Raw genomic sequence first — 25,360 nt, 5'->3', positions numbered from 1 at the left:
CATGTTCGACTCGCTGAAACGACTCATAAAAAAATGGCGTGCCTCACGTGACGGCGGTCATCAACTCGACGCGCTGCTTGCGATCGCCGATAAAAACGCGCCGTACGCTGAACGCAGCGAGTGGCTGATCGAACTCGCGCACTGGATTCGCCGCGGCCGCACGGTGCGGCCCGCCGCAGCGGACGCGCAAGAGAGCGACGCGCCGCTCGCCAATCCGGCGCACACGCGTATCCGCTATCTGCTGCACGTCCTTGATCGCAACCCCGCGTGGAAAGCCAACGTCGCCGGCATCCTGCGCGCGTTGCTGCGCGAAAGCGACGGCCTGTCGCTGCTGTGCGACGCCGGCATGCCCGTGCATTCGGGCTTCTTCGGCGCGGTATTCGAGCGCTTCGAGGCAGCGCTGATTCCGCCCGCGCCGAATCGCCGCGACCTCGCCGCGATCGTCACGCTGATGTTCGGATCCGGGCACGACGCCGACTGGATCGAGACCCTGCCGACCGCTCTGCTGGTACGCATTCACACACTGTTCGACTACGCCGCCGACGCCGACGAAGCGCGCGACAGCACGCCGTTCTCGCTCGACCTGCTGGCCGCGCTGCACAACCTGACCTGTCAGATCAGCTCGACAGGTCTGTCGCAGACCGTGCGCAGCCGCCTGAGCGGTGGGGCATCGCACGACGGCCATCTGGACGACACGAACGACAGGAGCGACGCGCGCACCGCCGACACCGCCGGCGTACGCGTCGCGATGGAGAAGCAGCCGTTCTACCGCCTCACGCGCGCGATGCTCGCGGTCGAGGCCGCGCATCACGCGTATGCCGACGGTGGGCCGCAGGAGCCGTTGCTGCGCGAAGTCAACTATCTGCGTCTGCTGCTCGACGAGTGCCGCAGCGCGACCGGCGACGTGTTCGCGCATCTGTACCGCAACGGCGTGAGCGTCGATATCGTGTTTCAGGTCGAGCGGATGCGCATGCGCATCGAACGCGCCGAGCATCTGCTGAACGCGTGGCTCGCGCATGACGACCCGCACGCGAGCGCGCGCCTCGCCGCCGAGCTGGTACGCGCGAATCGCGCGAGCCAGAGCGTCGCGCATCTGGCGCGCAGCAATTTTTCGCTGCTCGCGCGCAAGGTCGTCGAATACAGCGCCGACACCGGCGAGCACTACATCGCGCGCGATCGCGCCGAGTATCTGAAGATGATGCGCATGGCGGCCGGCGGCGGACTCGTCACCGTCGTCACCGTGTGCGTGAAATTCGCGATCACCGGCGCGCATCTGCACGCGATGGTCGAAGGCGTGCTGGCCGGCATCAACTACTCGGCGAGCTTCCTGCTGATGCACTTCCTGCACTTCTCGCTCGCGACCAAGCAGCCCGCGATGACCGCGCCGACGCTCGCGCGCGAACTCGACGGCGTGGGGACGCCGGCGGGCATCGACAGTTTCGTCAGTTCGGTGACCGCGTTGATGCGCACCCAGGCCGCCGCGGTGCTCGGCAACGTGCTGCTGGTGTTTCCGGTGAGTCTCGGCGTGGATCTGCTGTGGCACGCGCTGTTCCACACCGACCTCATTTCACCCGACAAGGCGCTCGCGACGCTGCGTTCGTTCTCGCTCGCCGGGCCGACCCCGTTCTACGCGGCGCTGACCGGCGTGCTGTTGTGGTCGTCGAGCCTGATTGCGGGGTGGGCGGACAACTGGTTCATTCTGCATCGCGTCGCCGACGCGCTCGCCTATAACCGCCGTCTGCGGATGACGCTCGGCGCGGCGGGTGCCGGCCGCCTCGCGCGTTTTTGCCGGACGAACGTAGCCGGCGTGGTCGGCAACGTCACGCTGGGTCTGATGCTCGGGCTCGTGCCGGCGATCTTCACGGCGTTTGCGTTCAGTTTCGAGGTGCGTCACGTGACGCTGAGCGCCGGCTCGATCGGCGTCGCGCTCGGGGTGCTGGGTGAAAGCGCGCTGAAGCTGCCGGAGCTGTGGTGGGCGGTGGCGGGCGTCGGCAGCATGGCGATTCTGAACGTCGCGGTGAGTTTCGCGCTGGCGTTCTATATGGCGGCCAGATCGCGCGATTTGCGGCGCGGTGCGGTGCGCTCGTTGCGTGGGGCGATCTGGCAGCGGCTGCGCAGGCGACCGCTAGAGCTGGTGTGGCCGGAGAAAACGGCGAGCGCGGCGCGTTAGCGTAGGGATAGGACGCGTGGGTACCGGACGTCGCGACGGATCACGCGCGCCCGGCGCCATGCGCCGCGCCGCCCTCGGCCCGCCCACCCCGACCGCGTACAATGGCGCCTTATCCAACGCCTTGCGGCAACCTCAATGTCCTTCGATTTCTTCCTTCCTTGCCCGCGCGGGCTCGAAGCCCCGCTCGCGGCCGAACTCGCCGAAATTGCCAGCCAGCATCTGAACGGCGCCGCCTTCACGGCCGGCGCGCAGGTGCCCGGCGGCGTGCATTTCCGCGGCGGCTGGGCCGCCGGCATGGCGGCCAATCTGCATTCGCGTCTCGCGAGCCGCGTGCTGCTGAAAATCGCGCAGCGGCCGTATCGCAGCGAGCAGGACATCTACGCGCTCGCGCTCGAACAGCGCTGGGAGCAGTGGTTTTCCGCGCACGAGACGCTGCGTGTCGACGTCACCGCAATCAAATCGCCGCTTCGCAGCCTCGAATTCACGACGCTGCGCGTGAAGGATGCGATCTGCGATCGTCTGCGCGAAAAGAGCGGCGCGCGGCCGAGCATCGATACCGCGATGCCCGACGTGCGTGTGTTCGCGTTTCTGACCGCGACCGACTGCACGCTCTACCTCGACACATCGGGCGATCCGCTGTTCAAGCGCGGCTGGCGCCTGGACAAGGGCGCGGCGCCGCTGCGCGAAAATCTCGCGGCCGGCATTCTGCGTCTGACCGGCTGGCAGGCCGGCACGCCGCTGTACGACCCGATGTGCGGCAGCGGCACGTTCCTCGCGGAAGCCGCGCAGGTCGCGCTGAATATTGCACCGGGCGTCGAGCGCCGCTTCGGCTTCGAGAAGCTCAAGCAATTCGACGCGAAGGCCTGGCGCGAACTGAAAAACGCCGCGCTCGATGCGAAGCAGAGCGCGCGTAACTGGCGCGCGGATCTGCAGATTTTCGGCAGCGATATCTCCGGCGACATGCTCGAAAAAGCACGCGCGAACTTCGAGCGCGCCGGTTTACCGACGATTGCGCTGAAGCAGCTCGATGCGCGCGATATGACGCCGCCGTCATCCACGGCGGGCATCCTCGTCGCGAATCCGCCGTATGGCGAGCGGATCGAAGTGCGCGGACGTAACGCGCGCGGTGAGCTTCGCGAGGGGCGCGGCAATCGTGACAATCGTGATGACGACAGCTTCCGGCGGATTCAGGAAGAGGCGCCGGACAGCGAGTTTTTCCAGCTGCTCGGCAATGCGCTGAAGCAGCGTTTCGCGGGCTGGAACGCGTTCATTCTGACGTCGGATCGCAAGCTGCCGGGGCAACTGCGGCTGCGTGAATCGACGAAGACGCCGCTCTTCAATGGCGCGCTCGAATGCCGGCTGTTCCGCTTCGATCTGATCGCGGGAAGTGTCAGGCAGCGGCCGCAGGGGGATGCGTCGGGAGGTTGAGGCGACGCGGTGCAATGGGCGATAACCGTTGCGTTGCGCGGACCTTTGGTCCCCGCGAACGGCTGGCAAATCAGCCATTGGCGGAGGGCGTGTCGGCGAGCGCCGAATCCGGCGGCCCCCATCCCCGGATGTTCAGGTAATAGCGGGTCGAGCGACCGGCGCCGAGCTTGACCAGCAGACCCATGTCCTCAAGCTCGACCAGTTCGCGTGACGCAGTGGCACGCGAGGTGCCACCGATGCTCTCGTACTTCCTGGTGCTCATACCTCCTTCGAAGCCCTCGGGACCGGCATCGAGCAGCAGGTTCACGACCTTGCGTTGTCGAGTCGTCAGTACCTTGTCCCGATGGCTCGCCCAGAACATGGCCTTGTCGAGCGAGGCGTCCACGACACCTGACGCTTCATCGCAAGACACTCGCACCTGTTCCACGAACCACAGTACCCATTCGGTGACGTCTAGCCCGCCATGCTGGGCACGCTCGAGTTGCTCGTAATAGCTGTGCCGTTTGTCGAGCAAGCGCTGTGAGATACGAATCAGGCGGCTGACTTCGCCGCTGTCGCGCGCAAGGACAAGGTCGATAAGGAGCCGGCCGATACGGCCATTTCCGTCTTCAAACGGATGAATCGTCTCGAACCACAGGTGAGCAAGCGCGGCCTTGACCAGACTATCGTGCTCGGTCTTCGCGTTGAACCACTCCAGAAACGTCTGCATTTCGGCAGGGACGCGCGCCGATGACGGCGCCTCGTAGTGAACCCTTTCGCGTCCGACGCTCCCACTGATGATTTGCATCGGCTCCGCGTGCTCGCGGTAGGCCCCGACGAGGATCTTGACCATCCCTGAGTAGCCAGTCGGGAAAAGTGCTGCCTGCCACGCACACAAGCGCTCGTCGGTGAGCGGCGCGTCCCGCTTCAGCACCGCATCATCCATGCTGTCGAGCAGGCCTTCGACGCTTCGAGGTGCGCTGGGGCCATCCTGATTTCCCACGCCTAGCCGTCGCGCCACGGACGAACGCACGGCAGTCAGGTCGATGCGCTCGCCCTCGATGGCGGCCGTCGCGACCGCATTCTGACTCCAGGCTTCGGCGGCGAGTTCGAGCCGCTGCTCGAAGCCAAGACCCGCCAGCTTGCCCTCGACGATGCCTTGGGCTCGATGCGCGCGGGCCAGCTCGCTACCAACGCGAACCAGGTCGTAGTGCATGCCAGGCCAGGTGGAAGCCTGCCAGATCAGAGGTGCGACTGTAGACATGGTGACGGGTCAGGTGAGGCGATTGCGGGCCTTATTCGACTCATATCTTGAGTCGAATAAGAAGTATAGTCCACCTTAAGTCGAATAGACCGCGTAATCGACTCAAACCATGAGTCGATTACGCGTAGCTGTGCGCTGGCCGCGCACTTCATTCGCGCGCGAGCTTTGTACGAATCGGCGTAAAAATCGGCAAATCACGCGTAAACCCGCCGTAAATAATTCGCGCTGCCGCGCCGCGTTTACAAGATTTTCTCGGCAAGCAGCCCGGTTTTTTCGACATTGCTAGTTGGCGAACGGTAGCTTTCCAAGCTGTCTACAAGCAGCACGCCAACGAACATGAACAATCATTCCGCTGCTCGCGCACGCGCGTATTCCCGCCGCGTTCGCGGCATCGTTTGTGCGGCGATCATGGCCGCCAGTCTGGCCGGCACGGCGAGCTACGGCGCCGATGCATCGGTCGTCGCGCCGCCGGATGTCGCCGCCGACACGATGCCCGCGGGCACGCCAACCACCGAGGACATCGCGACGATGCTGAACGTCCGGTTCCATATCGGTTTGCACGAAGCATCGAAGATCGGCGCGGCCGTATTGAATGCCGCAAAGCGCGACACGATCTCGCCGTTTTTGCTGCTCGCGATCATCGAAGTGGAATCCGGCTTCGACCGCTTCGCCGTCAGCGTGGTCGGCGCACAGGGGTTGATGCAGATCCTGCCGTCGCAGCACAGGAATCTCGTGCTGCGAACCGCCGATCTGACCGACGCCAATACCAACGTCAGCATCGGTTCGTCGATCCTGCACGACTATATCGAAGCGTCCGACGGCGACGTGCACGACGCGCTGATGCGCTATAGCGGCGGCGCCAAAGGCTATCCGCGACGCGTGAACCAGCGCATGGGCATGATCAGAACGGCATTTCGCGCGCAGTCGCGCGACGCAGGCCACGACGCGTCGCCGGCATTCAGGGATTGAGCCGCTTTGATCTGGCGGTATCGCATCGTCGCCGCGCGCGACGGTCCCCGGTCCGGTCTTCACGATGCACGCCACGCCTCCCGCCCTGAAGCGGTGAGCAAAACACACGATCATCCTGCTGACACTCATCGCCCCCTACTGACACCACGCTGTCAGCAGCCCCTCCGCACACTCCTTCTCACGCCATCCGGCGCCTTGTCAAGCCTACTGCCATCCAAAGGAGAGTGTCATGTCCGCATTGCCCAAAGTCGTTGCCTGGTTCGAAATTCCGTCCGTCGATTTCGATCGCGCGGTGCGCTTCTACGAAGCCGCGCTCGATACCGAACTGAAACGTAACGAGTTCGGCGGCCAGCCGATCGCCGTGTTCAACTACGAGGAGCCGGCTACCGGCGGCGCGATCGTCCATAGCCCGTCGATGACACCCGCCGACGACGGCGTGATTGTCTATCTGAACGCGCAGCCCACGGTCGATGCCGCGCTCGCGCGCATCGAACAGGCGGGCGGCAAGACCGATGGTCCGGTCATCAAGCTGCCGGAGGACATCGGCTATATCGCATTCTTCACCGATACCGAAGGCAACCGCCTCGGCCTGCATTCGCTGACCAACGGCTAGCAGCACTTGTCGGTTCGCAGCGCAATCCGGACCGGAGCGCGGCATGCGGCGCTATCATCGCGGGACCGTCCCCCTCCTCCTCTACCCGACGCCCACGATGACGCGCCGCGCCGACCGCCTGTTCCAGATCGCCGAATTGCTGCGCGGCCGGCGTCTGACCACCGCGCAGCAACTTGCCGAATGGCTGAACGTATCGTTGCGCACGGTCTATCGCGACGTGCGCGATCTGCAATTGTCGGGGGTCCCGATCGAAGGCGAAGCAGGCATCGGCTACCGGCTGTCGCGCTCGGCGAGCCTGCCGCCGCTCACCTTCACCGCCGACGAACTCGCCGCGCTCGCGGCCGGCGCGCGGATGCTCGAATCATGGGGCGGCGCCGGTTTTGCGAGCGGTGCGCGCGGCGCGCTCGCGAAGATCGCCTCCGCGATGCCCGCCGACAAGCGCGCGACGCTCGAACGGCTCGCGATCTTCGCGCCGTCGTTTCATATCAAAGGGGATTTTTCGGCGCAGCTCGACACGCTGCATCGCGCGATCGACGCGCGTCAGGTGGTGCGCTTCGCCTATACCGATGCGAACAGCGCCGCTACCGAGCGGCGCGTCTGGCCGCTCGCGCTCGCGTACTGGGGCGCGCGCTGGACGCTCGGCGCATGGTGTGAATTGCGCGCCGATTTCCGCAATTTCGGGCTCGAAAAAATCCGCGATCTCGCCGTGCTGGAAGCGTATCCGGATCAGGAAGGCAGGCGGCTCGCGGATCTGCTACGGCATGTGAACGCGAAGCCGAGCGAGGCACGGAGAAACAGCGGCGAGAAAACTGCTGGCTAGTGTCGGCATCGACGCAGCTGTTGAAGTGGCCATCAACGCGGCCACCTTCGCAACAACAGCCGCCAAAACAAAAAACAAAACCGAAGCTTGCAGCGGATCGCGACACCACACATCGCATCGCGATCCCCCGCACAGCGAAGCGCTTACTCCACCGCCTTCACCATATCCTCGATCACCTTCTTCGCGTCGCCGAACACCATCATCGTCTTGTCCATATAGAACAGATCGTTGTCGAGCCCGGCGTAGCCCGCCGCCATCGAACGCTTGTTGACGATCACCGTGCGCGCCTTGTACGCCTCGATGATCGGCATCCCCGCGATCGGCGATTTCGGATCGTTCTTCGCGGCCGGATTCACTACGTCGTTCGCGCCGAGCACCAGCACCACGTCGACCTGACCGAACTCGCCGTTGATGTCCTCCATCTCGTAGACCATGTCGTACGGCACTTCGGCCTCGGCGAGCAGCACGTTCATATGGCCCGGCATCCGTCCGGCCACTGGGTGAATCGCGTACTTCACTTCGATGCCCTTCTCGACGAGCTTGTCGGTCAACTCCTTCAACGCGTGCTGCGCGCGCGCGACGGCCAGACCGTAGCCCGGCACGATCACCACGGTTTCCGCGTTGCCGAGCATAAACGATGCGTCATCCGCCGAACCGGATTTCACCGGACGCTGTTCGGCCGTGCCACCCGCCACCGCGCCCGCCTCGTTGCCGAAGCCGCCGAGAATCACGTTGAAGAACGAACGGTTCATCGCGCGGCACATGATGTACGACAGGATCGCGCCCGACGAGCCCACCAGCGAGCCCGCGATGATCAGCATCGGATTGTTCAGCGAGAAGCCGATGCCCGCCGCCGCCCAGCCCGAGTACGAGTTCAGCATCGACACGACGACCGGCATATCGGCGCCGCCGATCGGAATGATGATCAGCACGCCGAGCACGAACGCGATGATCGTCATGATGATGAACGGCAGCCACGACTGCGTCAGAAAGAACAGGATGCCGAAGCCGATCATCGCGAGCGCGAGCATCAGGTTGATCAGATGCTGGCCGGCGTAGACGACCGGCGCGCCCTGAAACAGCCGGAACTTGTACTTGCCGGACAGCTTGCCAAACGCGATCACCGACCCGGAGAACGTAATCGCGCCGACAAACGTGCCGATGAACAGCTCGATGCGATTGCCGTACGGCAGGAAGCCCTCGATCGGCACATCGGGATCGACGAGCCCGAATGCGGCCGGCTCCGACACGACCGCATACGCGATGCACACTGCGGCGAGACCGATCAGCGAGTGCATTGCCGCGACGAGTTCGGGCATCTTGGTCATCTCGACGCGCGCGGCGACGAACGCGCCGATCGCGCCGCCGACCACCAGCCCGAACAGCAGCAAGCCGAGCCCCAGGCCGAGGTTGGAACCGAGCACGGCGGCCTGCTTCGAGATCAGCGCGAGGGTCGTCAGAATCGCGATCGCCATCCCGACCATGCCGAAGGTGTTGCCGACGCGCGCGGTCTTCGGATTCGACAGCCCCTTGAGCGCCTGGATGAAGCACACCGACGCAACCAGATAAAGCAGCGTGACGACGTTCAGGCTCATTGCGCGCCCTCCTTGCCGGCTGCGATGGGTTTGCCTTCCAGTTTCTTCGGCTCTTTCTTCTTGAACATCTCCAGCATTCGCCGCGTGACGAGAAAGCCGCCGAACACGTTGACAGCGGCAAGCGCGACCGCGATCGTGCCGAAGAACTTGCCCGCGCCGCCGACGGTGAGCCCCGCCGCGAGCATCGCGCCGACGATCACGATCGCCGAGATCGCATTGGTCACCGCCATCAGCGGCGTATGCAGCGCGGGCGTGACGTTCCAGACCACGTGATAGCCGACGTAGATCGCCAGCACGAAGATGATCAGATTGATCACGGTGTGATTGATGACTTCCATCTCCGGCCTCCGTTCAAGCTTTGCGCGTGACCTGACCGTCGCGGGCCAGCAGCGTGGCCGCGACGATGTCGTCCGCGAGATCGATGTTCAGCGTGCCTTCCTTCGTGACGATCAGCTTCAGGAAGTCGAGCAGGTTGCGCGCGTATAGCGACGAAGCATCGGCGGGCACCATCGCGGCCAGATTCGTATAACCGACGATCTGCACGCCATAGCGCACCACCACCTGGTCCGTCTCGGTCAGCGGACAGTTGCCGCCGCGCCGGCCTTCGCTGCCGTCCACACCGGCGCCACGTCCGGCCGCGAGATCGACGAGCACCGAGCCGGGCTTCATCGCCTGCACGGTGTCCACCGAAATCAGCGTCGGCGCGGGACGGCCCGGAATCAGCGCGGTCGTGATCACGACGTCGGCCTGCTTCGCGCGTTCGTGCACGAACGCGGCCTGGCGCGCGAGCCACGACGGCGGCATCGGCCGCGCGTAGCCGCCGACGCCTTGCGCGGCGTCGCGTTCTTCATCGGTTTCGTAGGGGACGTCGAGAAATTTCGCGCCAAGGGATTCGATCTGCTCCTTCACCGCCGGACGCACGTCGGATGCTTCGATCACCGCGCCCAGGCGCTTCGCGGTCGCGATCGCCTGCAAGCCGGCGACGCCCGCGCCGAGAATCAGCACGCGCGCGGCCTTCACGGTGCCGGCCGCGGTCATCAGCATCGGCATGAAACGCGGATAGAGCGTCGCCGCGAGCAGCACTGCCTTATAGCCGGCAATGTTCGCCTGCGACGACAGCACGTCGAGACTCTGCGCGCGCGTGGTGCGCGGCGCGGCTTCGAGCGCGAACGCGGTGACGCCCGCCGTGGCGAGCTTTTGCGCGTTATCGGCGTTGAACGGATCGAGCATGCCGACGAGCGTCGCGCCGCGCTTCAGCAGCGGCAGTTCGGCATCGGTGGGGGACTGGACTTTGAGGACGAGTTCGGCGCCGAAGGCGGTCGCGGCATCGACGATTTCCGCGCCGACCGCCGTATAGGCGTCATCGGGAAAGCTCGCGCCGGCACCGGCGCCGCTTTGCAGCGTGACCCGATGACCCTGGGCGACGTACTTCTTGACCGTTTCCGGCGTCGCGGCAACGCGGGTTTCATGCGCGCGCGTCTCGGCTGGCACTCCGATGTGCATCGTGTTCCTCCTCGACTTCTGTTCGACTTCCTGTTTGACGACAGATCGGCCGACGAGGCACGCCGGCTTGCAAATGCAACGGCTCACGAACGCCCCACTTTAACCGAAACCGCCGCCGCGTCGAAATTGGGGGCAATGCGGGGGCGCAACGGCCCCGCCGGCGCGATCCGCCGCCCCGGCAGCCCGCGCCCAGAACCGGTAAAATGCGCAGCCATGAAACCGGAAACCTGGCTGCCGCACGTCACCGTCGCGGCGATCGTCGAGCGTGACGGGCGCTTCCTGCTGGTCGAGGAACATACCGCCGCCGGCTTGCGCCTGAATCAGCCCGCCGGCCATCTGGAAGCGGGCGAAACGCTGCTGCAAGCGGTGATCCGCGAAACGCTCGAAGAAACCGCCCATCCATTCGTGCCCGAGGCGCTCGTCGGCATGTATATGACCCACTTCGAGCGGCCGGAGCGGGAAGGCGTCACGTATCTGCGCTTCACCTATTGCGGCGCGGGCGGCACAGCGGATCCTACGCAGGCGCTCGATGCCGACATCGTCCGCACGCTGTGGATGAGCGCCGACGAACTGCGCGCGTGCCCCGAGCGGCATCGCACGCCGCTCGTCATGCAGTGCGTCGACGATTACCTGGCAGGCCGGCGTTTCCCGCTCGACTTCGTGCACACGCACTCGGTCGCGCCCAAACGATAAGCGCGGCCAACCCCGCGACAACCATCACGGTCTGGCCGTCACGAGCGGCCACCCCCACGATCCATGCAGTCATGCAGCACCCAGTGAGTACCTTATGAGCAAGCGCAAAGTCGTAGTAGGCATGTCGGGCGGCGTCGATTCGTCGGTCACCGCGTGGCTGCTGAAGGAACAGGGCTACGACGTGGTCGGCCTGTTCATGAAGAACTGGGAAGACGACGACGACAGCGAATACTGCTCGACGCGGCAGGACTGGATCGACGTGGTGTCGGTGGCGGACCTGATCGGCATCGACGTCGAAGCGGTCAACTTCGCGGCCGAGTACAAGGACCGCGTGTTCGCCGAATTTCTGCGCGAATATTCGGCCGGCCGCACGCCGAACCCGGACGTGCTGTGCAACGCCGAAATCAAGTTCAAGGCCTTCCTCGATCACGCGATGTCGCTCGGCGCGGAAACCATCGCGACCGGCCACTATGCGCGCGTGCGTGAGAACAACGGCCGCTTCGAGCTGCTGAAGGCACTCGACCACACGAAGGACCAGTCGTACTTCCTGCATCGGCTGAACCAGGCGCAGTTGTCGAAGACGCTGTTTCCGCTCGGCGAGATTCCGAAGACGAAAGTACGCGAGATCGCCGAACAGATCGGCTTGCCGAACGCGAAGAAGAAAGATTCGACCGGCATCTGCTTCATCGGCGAACGGCCGTTTCGCGACTTCCTGAACCGTTATCTGCCGACCAAACCCGGCCCGATGAAGACCACCGACGGCAAGACGGTCGGCGAGCACATCGGCCTCGCGTTCTACACATTCGGCCAGCGCAAGGGCATCGGCCTCGGCGGCAGCAAGGACGGCAGCGGCGACCCGTGGTTCGTGGCCGGCAAGGACATCCCGTCGAACTCGCTGTACGTCGCGCAGGGGCATGAGCATCCGTGGCTGCTGAGCCATACGTTGTCGGCGGGCAATACGAGCTGGGTCGCGGGCGAGCCGCCGGCAGAAGGCTTCGCGTGCGGCGCGAAGACGCGCTACCGGCAGGCGGATGCGAGCTGCACGTTCAATGCGGCGACGGCCGGCGAGGGTCTGTTCGAGCTGACTTTCGACGCCGCGCAATGGGCCGTGACGCCGGGACAATCGGCGGTGCTGTATGACGGCGATGTGTGCCTCGGCGGCGGCATCATCGAGCATGCGATGACCGGGCAGCCGATGGAGTTGCCGCAGGATCAGCCGCAAAAGCAGTCGCGGAGCCAGCGGCGCAAACTGGCGCACAAGCCCGCGCATAAGCAACTGCAAAAGCAGCCGCAAGATCAATCGCAAGGCGAACCGCACACCGCGCGGCAGAAAGCCTCCCTGCTGGGCACGCGCTAAGCGATGTCGGGCAGCGAGCGCGGTGGGTCGTGCGGTTGCGGCACGCCGCTCGCGCTACGACCGCCACTTTCCCCATTGCGCCAGCCCTCCTCGCCGAAGCCGTTCACACATGCTTCACTTTCGCGTGCGAATCTCGCCTCGCGCACGCATGACTCGTCGTTGGGCTTCCGGGGCTGGCGGATGCGACCGGCCGAAGCTGAAATTCAGGCTGCCCCCGGCGCCCCGCTGACCCGCCGCCAGTTTTCCTTCGCGACGGATACCGCCCGCGCCGCCCGCACGGACGATCCCGCCGCATTGATCTTTACCGCACTGGAGTCTCCATGTTTTCTCGACGCTATCTGGCCATGTGGTGTGCAATCGCGCTGTTCGTGCTGTGCGCCGCGTTCGCCGCGACGCATCATCTGTCGTGGTTCTGGATTCTCGTGCCGGCCGCGCTGGTTGCGCTCGGCCTGTTCGACCTGACCCAGCAGCGCCACGCGATCCTACGCAATTACCCGCTGTGGGGGCACTTCCGCTTCATCTTCGAATTCATCCGCCCGGAGATTCGCCAGTACTTCGTCGAGGACGATACCGACGAAAAGCCGTTCTCGCGCGCGCAACGCAGCATCGTCTATCAGCGCGCGAAAAACGACGTGGATAGCCGCCCGTACGGCACGCGGATCGACGTGAAAGCGATCGCGCACGAATGGATCAGCCACTCGCTCGCGCCGACCACGCTCGACAGTCACGACTTCCGCATCGTCGTCGGCCCGGACCGCGCGCAGCCGTATTCGATGTCGATCTTCAACGTGTCGGCGATGAGCTTCGGCTCGCTGTCGGCAAACGCGATCATGGCGCTGAACCTCGGCGCGAAGAAAGGCAACTTCGCGCACGACACCGGCGAAGGCTCGATGTCGAAATATCACCGCGAGCACGGCGGCGACATCATCTGGGAAATCGCGTCGGGCTACTTCGGCTGCCGCAACGACGACGGCACCTTCAACCCGGAGAAATTCGCGAAGCAGGCCGCCGAGCCGCAAGTGAAGATGATCGAGGTGAAGCTGTCGCAAGGCGCGAAGCCCGGCCACGGCGGCGTGCTGCCGGCGGCGAAGATCACGCCGGAAATCGCCGAGACGCGCGGCGTGCCGATGGGTCGCGACTGCATTTCGCCCGCGACGCACTCCGAATTCTCGACGCCGCGTGAGCTGCTCGAATTCGTCGAACGGCTGCGCACGCTGTCGGGCGGCAAGCCGACCGGCTTCAAGCTGTGTATCGGCCATCCGTGGGAATTCTTCGGCATCGCGAAGGCAATGCTCGATACCGGCATCCTGCCGGACTTCATCGTCGTCGACGGCGCCGAGGGCGGCACGGGCGCGGCGCCGCTCGAATTCACCGATCACGTCGGCGTGCCGTTGCAGGAAGGGCTGCTGCTCGTGCACAACACGCTGGTCGGCATCGGCCTGCGGCAGCGCATTCGCATCGGCGCGAGCGGCAAGATGATCACCGCGTTCGATATCGCGAAGACGCTCGCGATCGGCGCGGACTGGGTCAACGCGGCGCGCGGCTTCATGTTCGCGGTCGGCTGCATTCAGGCGCAGACCTGCCACACCGGCCGCTGCCCGACCGGTGTCGCGACACAAGACCCGGTGCGCCAACGTGCGCTCGTGGTGCCCGACAAGGCCGATCGCGTGTTCAGCTTCCATCACAACACGCTGCATGCGCTGAAGGAAATCATCCAGGCCGCGGGGCTCGAGCATCCGGCGGAACTGCGCGCGCATCACATCGTGCGGCGCGTGTCGTCGCATGAGGTGCGGCTGATGTCGGATCTGCTGAAGTATCTCGAACCGAACGATCTGCTCAACGGCAACTATCGCTATACGCTGTTCGAGAAGTACTGGCCGATTGCGCAATGCGATACGTTTTCGCCGAAGGCGGAGTTGGCGGCGAGCTGAGCGGAACGCCCGATTATCAACACAAGCGCGGCACGAGGGTAGCTGGATCCAGGCATGAAGCCATGGAGCCAGCGCTTGTCGCCCAAAAACCGCATCGCTCCCCGTCCGACCCCGCAAAACAGGCCGCCCGCCGTCCTTTCCGCTAAAATCACCGGTTTAGCACTTCGCTTCCACGGCAGCCTCGCGCGCTCCGGCGCACGCGGCACGGCCCCCATGCCCGAAAGGCACTTCATGCTCACGTTTCAGCAAATCATCCTGACCTTGCAGTCCTACTGGGACAAGCAGGGCTGCGCATTGCTCCAGCCGATCGACATGGAAGTCGGCGCGGGCACTTCCCACGTCCACACGTTCCTGCGCGCGATCGGCCCCGAGCCGTGGCGCGCCGCCTATGTGCAACCGTCGCGCCGCCCGAAAGACGGCCGCTACGGCGAGAACCCGAATCGTCTGCAGCATTACTACCAGTACCAGGTCGTGCTGAAGCCGGCGCCGGAAAACATCCTCGATCTGTACCTCGGCTCGCTCGAAGCGCTCGGCTTCGATCTGCAGCAGAACGACGTGCGCTTCGTCGAAGACGATTGGGAAAACCCGACGCTCGGCGCGTGGGGCCTCGGCTGGGAAGTGTGGCTGAACGGCATGGAAGTGACCCAGTTCACGTACTTCCAGCAGGTCGGCGGCATCGACTGCAAACCGGTGCTGGGCGAAATCACGTACGGTCTCGAACGCCTCGCGATGTATCTGCAGAAGGTCGAGAACGTCTACGACCTCGTGTGGACCGAGTGGGAAGAACAAGGCCCGAATGGCCCGGAAGTCCGTCGCCTGACCTACGGCGATGTGTATCACCAGAACGAAGTCGAACAGTCCACCTACAACTTCGAACACGCGAACGTCGATCTGCTGTTCACGTTCTTCAACAGCTACGAAGCGGAAGCGAAGCGCATGATCGACACGCAGCTCGCGCTGCCCGCGTATGAGCTGGTGCTGAAAGCCGGCCACACGTTCAACCTGCTCGACGCGCGCGGCGCGATTTCGGTCACGGAACGCGCGGCATACATCGGCCGGATTCGCGCGCTGTCGCGTCTGGTCGCGCAGGCTTACTACGAGTCGCGCGAAAAGCTCGGCTTCCCGATGCTCGGCAATCCGGTGCACGGCGTGCCCGGCCTCACCACCGACGCGCAGGAAGCCGCGATGCCCGCATGGGCGCCGCCGCTGAAAGTCGAACGCAAGATCGACCAGGACTGACGAGAACATCCCCCCATGACTCAATCTCAACACGCTACCCTGCTCGTCGAGCTGCTGACCGAAGAACTGCCGCCGAAGGCACTCGCGCGTCTCGGCGACGCTTTCGCCGAAGGCATTGCGCAGCGCCTCGCGGCGCGCGACCTGATCGACGGCGAACCGTCGTTCGAACGCTATGCGACGCCGCGCCGTCTCGCGGTCGCGATCCACAACGTGCGCCCGGTCGCACCTGAAAAACATGTGCGCGAAAAGGTGCTGCCGGTATCCGTCGCGCTCGATAAAGACGGTCAGCCCACCGCGCCGCTCGCGAAGAAACTCGCCGCGCTCGGCTTCCCCGACTTCTCTGTCAACGATCTCGAACGCGCGCAGGACGGCAAGGCCGAAGCATTCTTCCTGCGCTACGCGGCACCGGGCGCGACGCTCGCCGATGGCCTGCAGGAAGCGCTCAGCGAAACCCTCGCGAAGCTGCCGATTCCGAAGCCGATGACCTATCAGCGCCCGGATGGCTCGAGCGTGCAGTTCGTGCGTCCCGCGCATCGATTGATCGCGCTGCACGGCGAGCAGGTCGTGCCGGTCAGCGTGCTCGGCATCGATGCCGACGACACCACGCTCGGCCATCGCTTCCTGTCCGAAGGCTTCGTGCAGATCCAGCATGCGCACTCGTACGCTGAAACCCTGAATCATCGCGGTCGCGTGATCGCAAGCTTCACCGAGCGCAAGGAAGCGATCCGCTCGCAACTGCTCGCGCAAGCCGGTGAAGACAAAGTGGTGATGCCCGAGGCGCTGCTCGACGAAGTGACGTCGCTGGTCGAATGGCCGGTCGTCTACGCGTGCCGTTTCGAGGACGAATTCCTGCAGGTGCCGCAGGAATGCCTGATCCTGACGATGCAGACAAACCAGAAGTACTTCGCGCTGACCGATGCGAACGGCAAGCTGCGCTCGCGCTTCCTGATCGTGTCGAACATCGAGACGCAAACGCCGGGCGAAATCATCGAAGGCAATGAGCGTGTGGTGCGTCCGCGTCTGGCCGACGCGAAGTTCTTCTTCACGCAGGACAAGAAGAAGCCGCTCGCCGAGCGGGTGCCGCAACTGGCGAACGTCGTTTATCACAACAAGCTCGGCTCGGCCCTGCAACGCGCCGAACGTCTGGAAGGACTGGCCGGCGCGATCGCCGCGCTGACGGGCGCGGACATCGCGCTCGCGAAGCGCGCCGCGCGTCTCGCGAAGGCCGACCTGATCACCGACATGGTCGGCGAATTCCCCGAGCTGCAAGGCACGATGGGCACGTACTACGCGCGCCACGACGGCGAGCCGGAAGAAGTTGCGCTCGCGTGCTCGGAACACTATCAGCCGCGTTTCTCGGGCGATGCGTTGCCCGCCACCGCAACCGGCACCGTCGTCGCGCTCGCCGACAAGCTCGAAACACTGGTCGGTATCTGGGGCATCGGCCTGCAGCCGACCGGCGAGAAAGACCCGTTCGCACTGCGCCGTCATGCGCTCGGCGTGCTGCGCATTCTGGTCGAGAAGCAGTTGCCGGTCGACTTCGTCGAACTGCTGCGCGCGGCGTACGCGCAATTCGCCGGCGTGCCGAACGTCGCCGATTCGACCGACGCGATCTACGAATTCAGCATGGACCGTCTGCGCGGTCTGCTGCGCGAACGTGGCTATGCAGCCGGCGAAATCGACGCGGTGCTGGCGCTGAATCCGACGCGGCTCGATGACATCGTCGCGCGTCTGGATGCGGTGCGCGAATTCGCGTCGCTCGCCGAGGCGGCATCGCTCGCGGCGGCCAACAAGCGCATCTCGAACATCCTGAAGAAATCGGACGGTGCGACGAACGGCGGCGTGCAGCCGGCGCTGCTCACCGAGGCGGCCGAAAAGGCGCTCAACGCGCAGCTCGAACAGGTGAGCCCGCGCGTGCAGTCGCAACTGGCCGCGCGCGACTACACCGGCGCGCTCACCGCGCTCGCCGCGCTGCGCGAGCCGGTCGACACGTTCTTCAACGACGTGATGGTCAACGCCGAAGATCCGGCGCTGCGCGCCAACCGTCTGGCCTTGCTCGGCGCGCTGCATCAGCAGATGAACTGCGTCGCCGACATTTCCCGACTCGCTGCGTGAGCCCCGCGTCATGGCGATGAAGAAACTCGTGATCCTCGACCGCGACGGCGTGATCAACGTCGATTCCGACGCGTTCATCAAGTCGCCGGACGAATGGGTCGCGCTGCCCGGCTCGCTGGAGGCGATCGCGCGTCTGAATCAGGCGGGCTATCGCGTCGCGATCGCGACCAACCAGTCGGGCATCGGCCGTGGCCTGTTCGACATGGACGCGTTGAACGCGATGCATCTGAAGATGCATCGGGCCGCCGCAGCCGTCGGCGCGCGCATCGACGCGGTGTTCTTCTGCCCGCACACCGCGGAAGATCACTGCGAATGCCGCAAGCCGAAGCCCGGCATGCTGAAGATGATCGCCGAGCGCTTCGAGATCGATCCGGCGCATACGCCGGTCGTCGGCGACTCGCTGCGCGATCTGCAGGCGGGCGAGGTGCTCGGTCATCCGCTGCATCTGGTGTTGAGCGGCAAAGGCCGCAAAACACTCGAAGCCGGCGGCCTGCCCGAAGGCACGATCGTGCATGACGACCTGCGCGCGTTCGCGCTCGACTTCCTCGCCGAGGTCCAGGAGTAACACCCGGCCTGACGCGCGCGCCGCGCGTCCCCACCCCTCACCGACCACGCCGATGCGCTTTCTCCGCTCCCTGCTGCTGCTGTTCTATTTCGTGCTGGTCACGGTGCCGTACGCGACCGCGTGCTTCATCGCGTTTCCGTTCATGCGCGCGGAAAAGCGCTACTGGATGGCGGCCGGCTGGTGCCGCCTCACGCTGTGGACGGTGCGCTATCTGAACGGTATCCGTTACCGGATCGAAGGCTTCGAGAACCTGCCCCAAGGCCCGGCCGTGTTGCTGTCGAAGCACCAGTCGGCATGGGAAACGCTTGCGTTCCCGGCCCTCATGCCACATCCGCTGTGCTACGTGTTCAAACGCGAACTGCTGTACGTGCCGTTTTTCGGCTGGGCGCTCGGCATGCTGAAGATGGTTCACATCAACCGCAAGGAAGGCAAGTACGCGTTCGAGTCGGTGATCAACCAGGGCAAGGCACGCATGGCCGAAGGCGCATGGGTGATCATGTTTCCGGAAGGCACGCGCACGCCGACCGGCAAGCAAGGCAAGTACAAGACCGGCGGCGCGCGTTTCGCGATAGCAACCGGCGCGCCGGTCGTGCCGATCGCGCACAACGCGGGGCGCGTATGGCCGCGCAACTCGTTTACGAAATATCCGGGTATAGTCACGGTGTCGATTGGCAAGCCGATCGACACGACGGGGCTCACGCCCGACGAAGTGAACACGCGCGTCGAACAGTGGATCGAAGCTGAAATGCGCCGTATCGATCCCACTGCTTACCGCGCGGCGGCAGACGGTTCCGCCGCCGCTCCCATCTGACGCGCCACGCCCACGCGGCGTATTGCGCGAAGCGAAGCCGATGCAGAAGTCTCCTACGCCGCAGCCCGCCGCGGCGCTCGAAAACCGGCAACTCGATCTCCCGCTCTTCGCCGAGCCGGGGTCGATGTCGTCGTCTCCTTCACCTTCCGCGCCTGGATCGTTGCCGGGCGCCTCGGGCTCAGCGGATGCATCGCTGGCGTTTCAGCCTGCCGTGCCGCTCGCGCCGGACGGCAGCAAGCTGCGCACGCTGGCGATCGGTTCGCGCACGCTGCACTACGTGCTCAAGCGTTCGTCGCGCCGTTCGATCGGTTTTGCCATCGACAGCACCGGGCTCACGATCACCGCACCACGCTGGGTCACGCTCGCCGACATCGAAACCGCGATCACCGAAAAACAGCGCTGGATTTTCACGAAGCTGATCGAATGGCAAACACGCGTCGAGCAGCGCGCGTTGCCGAAGATCGACTGGAAAGATGGCGCCGAGGTGCCCTATCTCGGTCAGCCGGTACGCGTGACGCTCGGCGCACCGCAAGGCACGCTCGCGTTCAGCGCCGAGCACGGCGCGCTGCAGTTGCCGCTGCCGCAGCAAGCCGATCCGCAACAGATCAAGGACCGCGTGCAGGGCTGGCTGCAAGGCGAAGCGAAGCGGCTGTTCGGCGAGCGCCTCGCAATTTACGCGCAGAAGCTCGGCGTCGACTATCGCGCGTATGCGCTGTCTTCCGCGGCGACACGCTGGGGCAGTTGCTCGAGCGACGGCAAGATTCGCCTGAACTGGCGGCTGATTCATTTTCCGCTGTCGATCATCGATTACGTGGTCGCGCACGAGCTTGCGCACCTGCGCGAGATGAATCACAGTCCGCGCTTCTGGCAGACCGTCGAATCGATTTTCCCGGAATTTCGCGAAGCGCGGCAGACGCTGAAGTCACATCCGCCGGAATTGCTGCCGACGCTTTGAGGCCGCGCGGCCTCGCATTCAAGGCATGAGGCAATCATCTACAATTGCCGCACGTCAATGCCTTTATCGACAAACCACCCCAAGGATTAATCATGCGCATCTTGCATACCATGCTTCGAGTCGGTGATCTCGACGCATCGATCCGTTTCTATACCGAAGTTCTCGGCATGCGCCTGCTCCGAAAGAGCGATTACCCGGACGGCAAGTTCACGCTCGCCTTCGTCGGTTACGAGGACGAATCGGAAGGCGCGGCGATCGAACTGACTCACAACTGGGACACCAGCAAATACGATCTCGGCACCGGCTACGGCCACATCGCGCTCGAGGTCGACGATGCCTATGCGGCGTGTGAAGAAGTGAAGAAACGCGGTGGTGTCGTGACTCGCGAAGCAGGGCCGATGAAGCACGGCACTACCGTGATCGCCTTCGTCGCGGATCCGGACGGCTACAAGATCGAGCTGATCCAGAAGAAGGGCCGAGTCGACTGATGGGTTGGCGGTTGGGGTTCGGAGTTCGGCGCTAGATAGAACGCTGAAAATAGAGCCGTCCTCACATTGCACCCAAGGAACTGACGCCGGGTGAATTTATTTGCCCGGCGGACTCGCCTTCTGCTTCCCACCTGCAGTATCAAAACGCCGACGACTCACGCTCGGCTGCGCCCGCAACAAGCCGGGCAATAATTCAAACGCGCGAGCAATCGACACCGACACCGGTAGCGGTCATATCATCGAGGCCGGCTGTCATCGGCGAGCAGCGCAACGCGTCAAACCGCAGAAGCGCCTGCAATGGGCCATGGGCAATGACCCACGGTCACGCATAGCTACAGCTACACATGGAAGACCCCGCTTCGGCTCAAGCCAACAGGTTTGCTATCGTATGGCCTTTGCCGCGCATCCGACCCACCGGCTCACCGCGCCCTCTTCACGTCGCTATCTCGCCCTCACACACCCATGAGCACCACCACCGCCCTGCCCGCGCGCCGCGCCCCGGATAGCTTCGCGATTCTGTTGATGGTCGGCCTGTGCGCGATCTGGGGACTTCAGCAGGTCGCGATCAAGAGCACCAACGCGGCGGTGCCGCCGGTCTTTCAGGCGGGGCTGCGCTCGGCGATTGCATCGGTACTCGTGTGGGCGTGGGCGCGCTCGCGCGGCACGCCGCTCTTTCGCGACGACGGCACGCTCGGCGCGGGCCTGCTCGCGGGCGTGCTGTTCGCCGCCGAGTTCATCTGCATCTTTCTGGGTCTGACGCTGACGAGCGCGTCGCGCATGGCGGTGTTCCTGTACACGGCGCCGTGCTTCACCGCGCTCGGCCTGCACTGGTTCGTCGATGGCGAAAAGATGCGCCGCATCCAGTGGCTCGGCATTATCGTGGCGTTCGCGGGGATGGCGCTCGCGTTCGCGGACGGCTTCCTGCCCACGGGCGCAGCCGCGAGTACACCCGCTCATGGTTCGACGCTCGCGGGCGCCGCCGGCGACGCGCTCGGCGTCCTTGCTGGTATCGCGTGGGCGGCGACCACCGTGGTCGTGCGCGGTACGCGGCTCGCGCATACGAGCGCGAGCAAGACGCTGTTCTATCAGTTGGCGGTATCGGCGGTGGTATTGCTCGCGCTGGCGCTCGGACTCGGCCAGGTCCATGTGGAAACGGTGACGCCGCTCGCGCTCGCGAGCCTCGCGTATCAGGCAGTGATCGTCGCGTTCGTCAGCTATCTGTTGTGGTTCTGGCTGCTCACGCGCTATATCGCGTCGCGTCTGTCGGTGTTTTCGTTTTTGACGCCGCTGTTTGGCGTGACCTTCGGCGTGCTGCTGCTCGGCGAATCGTTCAGCGCGCGCTTCCTTGCCGCCGCGCTGCTGGTGCTGGTCGGCATCGCGCTCGTCAATGCGCCGGCCAGGCGGCGCGCGGTTTAACGGGTTTAACGAGCGCGGCTTGTCGCCGCGCCGGGCTTATTCCGCGGTTCCGGCGGAACGCGCCGACACCGCCTGCGCAACACTCACGTATTCGGCGACCGGCACGTCTTCCGCGCGGCGCTGCAGGTCGAAGCCGAGCGCGTCGAAATCCACGCTGTCGCGCAACGCGGCAAGCGTGTTGCGCAACATCTTGCGACGCTGCGAGAACGCCGCGGTCACCACTTCGCCAAGCACGGTTTCGTCGACCACCGGCATTTCGTGCCGTTCGTACGGGATCATCCGCACGATCGCCGAATCGACCTTCGGCGGCGGCTGGAATGCCTCGGGCGGCACGTCGAGCTGCTTGTCGATCACATAGCGATACTGCAGCATCACCGACAGCCGGCTGAACGCCTTCGTGCCGGGCTCCGCGACCATCCGCTCGACCACCTCGTTCTGCAGCATGAAGTGCTGATCGATCACGCGCTCCGCGAACGTCGCCAGATGAAACAGCAGCGGGCTCGAAATGTTGTACGGCAAATTGCCGACGATGCGCAGCGACGCCTTCTCGCCCGGCGCGGCGAGCGAACCGAAGTCGAACTCGAGCGCGTCGCCCGCGTGCAGTTCGAGCAGATCGCCGAACTTCGTCTTCAGACGGCCGATCAGATCGCGGTCCAGTTCGACCGCATGAAGCGGCGCGTCGGGTGTCGCAAGCCGTTCGATCAGCGGTTCGGTCAGCGCGCCGAGCCCCGGCCCGATTTCGACCATGCGCTCGCCGCGCTGCGGCCGGATCACGTCGACGATCGAATCGATCACGCCCATGTCGACCAGAAAGTTCTGACCGAAACGCTTGCGCGCGAGATGGCCTTGATGACGGCCTTGCTGTCTGCTGGTGGACATCGGAGAAACGCTAGAAAGAAAACTGCTTGAGAAAAGACCTACACGCCGCACGACGACGCCATGCAAAGGCACGAAACACAAAGCACGCGACACGCGCGCAGACCGCCGATGCAACGACCGTCGCAACAATCGCGACGGCGCTCAGCCTCCGCGACGGTGCCCCGCCATCGACACCGCCGTATCGATCGCGGCCATCAGGCTGCCCGAGTCGGCGCGGCCGGTGCCGGCCAGATCGAGCGCGGTGCCATGGTCGACGGATGTACGGATGATCGGCAAGCCGAGCGTCACGTTGATGCCTTCGCCAAAGGTCGCGTACTTGAGTACCGGCAGGCCCTGGTCGTGGAACATCGCGAGCACGCAGTCCGCCTCTTCGAGATAGCGCGGCTGGAACAGCGTGTCGGCCGGGTACGGACCGCGCGCGTCGATGCCCGCGCCGTTCGCCCGCTGCAATGCCGGCGTGATCACGTCGATTTCCTCGCGGCCCAGATAGCCGTTTTCGCCCGCGTGCGGGTTCAGGCCGGTCACCAGAATGCGCGGTGCGGGCAAACCGAAATGCTGGCGCAAGTCCTGATCGATGATGCGCAGCGTCTCGACCAGACTTTCGATCGACAACGCCGCCGACACGTCTTTCAACGGCAGATGCGTGGTGGCGAGCGCGACGCGCAGCGGCCGCTTGCCGGTGCCCGCGAGCATCATCACGACGCGCGGCGTATCGGTGCGCTCGGCCAGATATTCGGTGTGGCCGGTGAACGGCACGCCGGCATCGTTGATCGTGCTTTTTTGCAGCGGCGCGGTGACGATCGCGTCGAACCGGCCGGCCACCGCGCCGTCGATCGCGGCATCGAGCAGATCGAGCACATAGCGGCCATTCGCGGCATCAAGCTTGCCTGCCTGCGACGGCGCGCCGAGCGCGTGATGCTCGACCCGCACGCGCTTGCCGTCGGCGATCAGCGCGGCCCAATCGACGCTCACCGCGTGCGCGCGTTCGGCGAGCAGTTGCGCGTCGCCGAGCACGATGAACTGCGCGCCTGGCCAGTGCGCGGCCGCGCCAGCCAGCGCCTGCGCGGTCAGTTCGGGACCGACGCCGGCGGGCTCGCCGGTCGTGATCGCGATCTGCAGCGGCTGGCTTGCGGACTGGGCGGCGCTAGTCATGACATGAACCTTACTGCACGCTCGGCGAGGCCGACTGCTTCACGTCGACGTACGCGGTATCGCGCAACTCGCGCAGCCAGTCCGCGTAAGCCTGTTCCGCCTTGCGCTGGCCGATCGCCTGACGCGCGAGATCCATCTGCTGCGCAACCGAGCCTTCCGCGTCGCGGCGGCCGAGCACCTGAATCAGGTGGTAGCCGTATTCGCTGCGCACCGGCTCGCTGATCTGGCCGTCCTGCAGCGAGTTCATCGCGCGTTCGAATTCCGGCACCGTTTCGCCCGGGCTGATCCAGCCGAGATCGCCGCCCTGCGACGCCGAACCGTCCTGCGAATAGGTGCGCGCGAACTTCGCGAAGTCGCCGCCCGCGGCGATCTGGTTCCGGATGTCGAGCAGCTTCTGACGTGCCTCGGGCTCGGACAGGCCGTCGCCGACGCGCAGCAGAATGTGGCGCACGTGCGTCTGCACGAGCTTCGGCGCGTCCGCGCTGGTGCCCTGACCGGCACGGCGCTCGACCAGACGCACGATCTCGAAGCCGTCGTTGGTGCGGACCAGTTGCGGGGCGACCTCGCCCGGGCGCAGCGTCGCCGCGGCCGTGACGAACTCGGGCGGCAGCTTCGACGGCGGCAGGAAGCCGAGGTCGCCGCCATTCTTCGCCGCATCCGGCGCCTGCGAATTCGCCTTCGCAAGCTTTTCGAAATTCGCGCCGCCCTTCGCCTCGGCCAGCAGCGCGTCAGCCTGCTTCTGCGCGGCTTCGATATCGGTTTCCGGCGCGTTCAGCGGCGCCTTCAGCAGAATGTGCTCGATGTGCAGATCGTTGGTCTGGCCGGCGTTCGGGCCGCGCTGGCTGGCGATGTAGTTCACGACTTCGGCGTCCGTCACCGTGACCTTGCTGTCCACTTCCTTTTCGCGCAGACGCGACAGCGTCAGCTCGGTACGCGCGTCGCTCGTGAAGGTCGCCCAGGGCACGCCCGCTGCCTCGATGCGCGCGCGGTACATATCGAGCGTCATGTTGTTCGCCTGGGCAAGACGCTCGAGCGTGCGCTGCACGGCCGCGTCGTCGATCGTGATGCCGTCTTCCTTCGCCTTCTGCAACTGGATGCGCTCGAGCACCATCTGCGTGAGCACCTGCTGGCGCAACTGGTCCATCGGCGGGACCGGCGCGTTCTGCTGGGTCAGCCGGTGCGAGATCAGGCTGGCGCGCTCGTCGAGCTCACGCTGCGTAATGACACCGTTGTTGACCACCGCGGCGATCGTGTCGACCGTCTGGCCGCTACTGCTGCTCAATGCCTGCGCCTGGACCGACGCAACCGGAAGGAAGGACGCCGCGGCGGCGAGACTCGCCGCAAGCGTTGCGAAGCGAAGCTTTTTCATGATTGCCACAGATACTCCAATGATGTCGGGCGCTTCGCCCGTCTTTTCG

Annotated in this window: 22 protein-coding genes; 15 read left to right on the top strand and 7 right to left on the bottom strand. The window is 65.0% G+C overall.

Annotated features, from left to right (window positions below; translation table 11 throughout):
• Position 1 precedes the first annotated feature (1 nt).
• Together L0U82_RS02405 and L0U82_RS02400 are read left to right on the top strand one after the other, a co-directional pair.
• Positions 2 to 2,170 carry a site-specific recombinase gene (locus tag L0U82_RS02405; protein ID WP_233828258.1) on the top strand — a complete coding sequence of 723 codons (2,169 nt, stop codon included), beginning with the start codon at positions 2 to 4 and terminating at the stop codon, positions 2,168 to 2,170.
• A 135-nt stretch (positions 2,171 to 2,305) separates the two neighbouring features.
• Positions 2,306 to 3,598, top strand: coding sequence for a THUMP domain-containing class I SAM-dependent RNA methyltransferase (locus L0U82_RS02400; RefSeq protein ID WP_233828256.1), 1,293 nt, complete (start codon positions 2,306 to 2,308; stop codon positions 3,596 to 3,598).
• 70 nt (positions 3,599 to 3,668) lie between these two features.
• Here the strand turns inward: L0U82_RS02400 and L0U82_RS02395 are convergent, their stop codons facing one another.
• Positions 3,669 to 4,841: a Fic family protein gene (locus L0U82_RS02395; RefSeq protein ID WP_267929297.1), complete on the bottom strand. Its 1,173-nt coding sequence runs from the start codon at positions 4,839 to 4,841 to the stop codon at positions 3,669 to 3,671.
• A gap of 336 nt (positions 4,842 to 5,177) precedes the next feature.
• On the opposite strand from L0U82_RS02395, the gene L0U82_RS02390 reads away from it, so the two are divergent.
• The 3 genes from L0U82_RS02390 to L0U82_RS02380 all read left to right on the top strand — a co-directional run bounded on the left by L0U82_RS02390 (position 5,178) and on the right by L0U82_RS02380 (position 7,243).
• Positions 5,178 to 5,810 (top strand): lytic transglycosylase domain-containing protein, encoded by a 633-nt coding sequence (locus L0U82_RS02390; protein ID WP_233828251.1) that lies wholly within the window; start codon positions 5,178 to 5,180, stop codon positions 5,808 to 5,810.
• Positions 5,811 to 6,039: 229 nt separating this feature from the next.
• Positions 6,040 to 6,423: a VOC family protein gene (locus tag L0U82_RS02385; protein ID WP_233828249.1), complete on the top strand. Its 384-nt coding sequence runs from the start codon at positions 6,040 to 6,042 to the stop codon at positions 6,421 to 6,423.
• Between the two features lie 43 nt (positions 6,424 to 6,466).
• The gene (locus tag L0U82_RS02380; RefSeq protein ID WP_233828247.1) at positions 6,467 to 7,243 is read left to right on the top strand and encodes a helix-turn-helix transcriptional regulator; all 777 of its coding nucleotides are present in this window, start codon (positions 6,467 to 6,469) and stop codon (positions 7,241 to 7,243) included.
• A 143-nt stretch (positions 7,244 to 7,386) separates the two neighbouring features.
• Here L0U82_RS02380 and L0U82_RS02375 read toward each other — a convergent pair whose 3' ends face one another.
• From L0U82_RS02375 to L0U82_RS02365, 3 genes are read right to left on the bottom strand one after another with little or no spacing between them, the layout of a single operon-like run.
• Positions 7,387 to 8,838, bottom strand: coding sequence for an NAD(P)(+) transhydrogenase (Re/Si-specific) subunit beta (locus tag L0U82_RS02375; protein ID WP_233828242.1), 1,452 nt, complete (start codon positions 8,836 to 8,838; stop codon positions 7,387 to 7,389).
• Entirely contained in the window at positions 8,835 to 9,176 is a 342-nt protein-coding gene (locus tag L0U82_RS02370) for an NAD(P) transhydrogenase subunit alpha (RefSeq protein ID WP_233828240.1), read from the bottom strand. Before L0U82_RS02370 ends, L0U82_RS02375 begins: the two co-directional genes overlap by 4 nt.
• Positions 9,177 to 9,189: 13 nt before the next feature.
• Positions 9,190 to 10,341: a Re/Si-specific NAD(P)(+) transhydrogenase subunit alpha gene (locus L0U82_RS02365; RefSeq protein ID WP_233828238.1), complete on the bottom strand. Its 1,152-nt coding sequence runs from the start codon at positions 10,339 to 10,341 to the stop codon at positions 9,190 to 9,192.
• A gap of 213 nt (positions 10,342 to 10,554) precedes the next feature.
• Between L0U82_RS02365 and L0U82_RS02360 the strand changes: the two genes are divergently transcribed.
• From L0U82_RS02360 to L0U82_RS02315, 10 genes are all read left to right on the top strand, one after another.
• Entirely contained in the window at positions 10,555 to 11,034 is a 480-nt protein-coding gene (locus tag L0U82_RS02360; RefSeq protein WP_233833087.1) for an NUDIX hydrolase, read from the top strand.
• Positions 11,035 to 11,128: 94 nt separating this feature from the next.
• On the top strand, positions 11,129 to 12,391 hold the full coding sequence (gene mnmA, locus L0U82_RS02355; RefSeq protein ID WP_233828236.1) for a tRNA 2-thiouridine(34) synthase MnmA: 1,263 nt from the start codon (positions 11,129 to 11,131) through the stop codon (positions 12,389 to 12,391).
• A 320-nt stretch (positions 12,392 to 12,711) separates the two neighbouring features.
• Positions 12,712 to 14,322, top strand: a complete 1,611-nt coding sequence (locus L0U82_RS02350; RefSeq protein WP_233828235.1) for an FMN-binding glutamate synthase family protein — start codon at positions 12,712 to 12,714, stop codon at positions 14,320 to 14,322.
• A gap of 231 nt (positions 14,323 to 14,553) precedes the next feature.
• The gene (gene glyQ, locus L0U82_RS02345; RefSeq protein ID WP_233828233.1) at positions 14,554 to 15,561 is read left to right on the top strand and encodes a glycine--tRNA ligase subunit alpha; all 1,008 of its coding nucleotides are present in this window, start codon (positions 14,554 to 14,556) and stop codon (positions 15,559 to 15,561) included.
• Positions 15,562 to 15,576: 15 nt separating this feature from the next.
• Positions 15,577 to 17,676 carry a glycine--tRNA ligase subunit beta gene (gene glyS / locus L0U82_RS02340; RefSeq protein ID WP_233828231.1) on the top strand — a complete coding sequence of 700 codons (2,100 nt, stop codon included), beginning with the start codon at positions 15,577 to 15,579 and terminating at the stop codon, positions 17,674 to 17,676.
• Between the two features lie 10 nt (positions 17,677 to 17,686).
• Positions 17,687 to 18,241, top strand: coding sequence for a D-glycero-beta-D-manno-heptose 1,7-bisphosphate 7-phosphatase (gmhB, locus tag L0U82_RS02335; RefSeq protein WP_233828229.1), 555 nt, complete (start codon positions 17,687 to 17,689; stop codon positions 18,239 to 18,241).
• A gap of 52 nt (positions 18,242 to 18,293) precedes the next feature.
• On the top strand, positions 18,294 to 19,052 hold the full coding sequence (locus L0U82_RS02330; RefSeq protein WP_233828227.1) for a lysophospholipid acyltransferase family protein: 759 nt from the start codon (positions 18,294 to 18,296) through the stop codon (positions 19,050 to 19,052).
• Positions 19,053 to 19,092: 40 nt separating this feature from the next.
• Positions 19,093 to 20,007, top strand: coding sequence for a M48 family metallopeptidase (locus L0U82_RS02325; RefSeq protein WP_233828225.1), 915 nt, complete (start codon positions 19,093 to 19,095; stop codon positions 20,005 to 20,007).
• 92 nt (positions 20,008 to 20,099) lie between these two features.
• Positions 20,100 to 20,495 carry a lactoylglutathione lyase gene (gloA, locus tag L0U82_RS02320; RefSeq protein ID WP_233828223.1) on the top strand — a complete coding sequence of 132 codons (396 nt, stop codon included), beginning with the start codon at positions 20,100 to 20,102 and terminating at the stop codon, positions 20,493 to 20,495.
• 462 nt (positions 20,496 to 20,957) lie between these two features.
• Entirely contained in the window at positions 20,958 to 21,911 is a 954-nt protein-coding gene (locus tag L0U82_RS02315) for a DMT family transporter (protein ID WP_233828221.1), read from the top strand.
• Between the two features lie 36 nt (positions 21,912 to 21,947).
• Here the strand turns inward: L0U82_RS02315 and rsmA are convergent, their stop codons facing one another.
• The 3 genes from rsmA to L0U82_RS02300 form a co-directional block, all read right to left on the bottom strand.
• The gene (rsmA, locus tag L0U82_RS02310; protein ID WP_233828219.1) at positions 21,948 to 22,790 is read right to left on the bottom strand and encodes a 16S rRNA (adenine(1518)-N(6)/adenine(1519)-N(6))-dimethyltransferase RsmA; all 843 of its coding nucleotides are present in this window, start codon (positions 22,788 to 22,790) and stop codon (positions 21,948 to 21,950) included.
• A 141-nt stretch (positions 22,791 to 22,931) separates the two neighbouring features.
• Positions 22,932 to 23,942 (bottom strand): 4-hydroxythreonine-4-phosphate dehydrogenase PdxA, encoded by a 1,011-nt coding sequence (pdxA, locus tag L0U82_RS02305; protein WP_233828218.1) that lies wholly within the window; start codon positions 23,940 to 23,942, stop codon positions 22,932 to 22,934.
• 10 nt (positions 23,943 to 23,952) lie between these two features.
• Positions 23,953 to 25,320, bottom strand: coding sequence for a peptidylprolyl isomerase (locus L0U82_RS02300; protein WP_233828217.1), 1,368 nt, complete (start codon positions 25,318 to 25,320; stop codon positions 23,953 to 23,955).
• Between the last annotated feature and the right edge of the window lie 40 nt (positions 25,321 to 25,360).

The sequence above is a fragment of the Paraburkholderia sp. ZP32-5 genome, from assembly GCF_021390495.1.
Taxonomy (GTDB): domain Bacteria; phylum Pseudomonadota; class Gammaproteobacteria; order Burkholderiales; family Burkholderiaceae; genus Paraburkholderia.
Note: the sequence above shows the minus strand (reverse complement) of the source record. Positions and strands in the feature narration are given on the sequence as shown.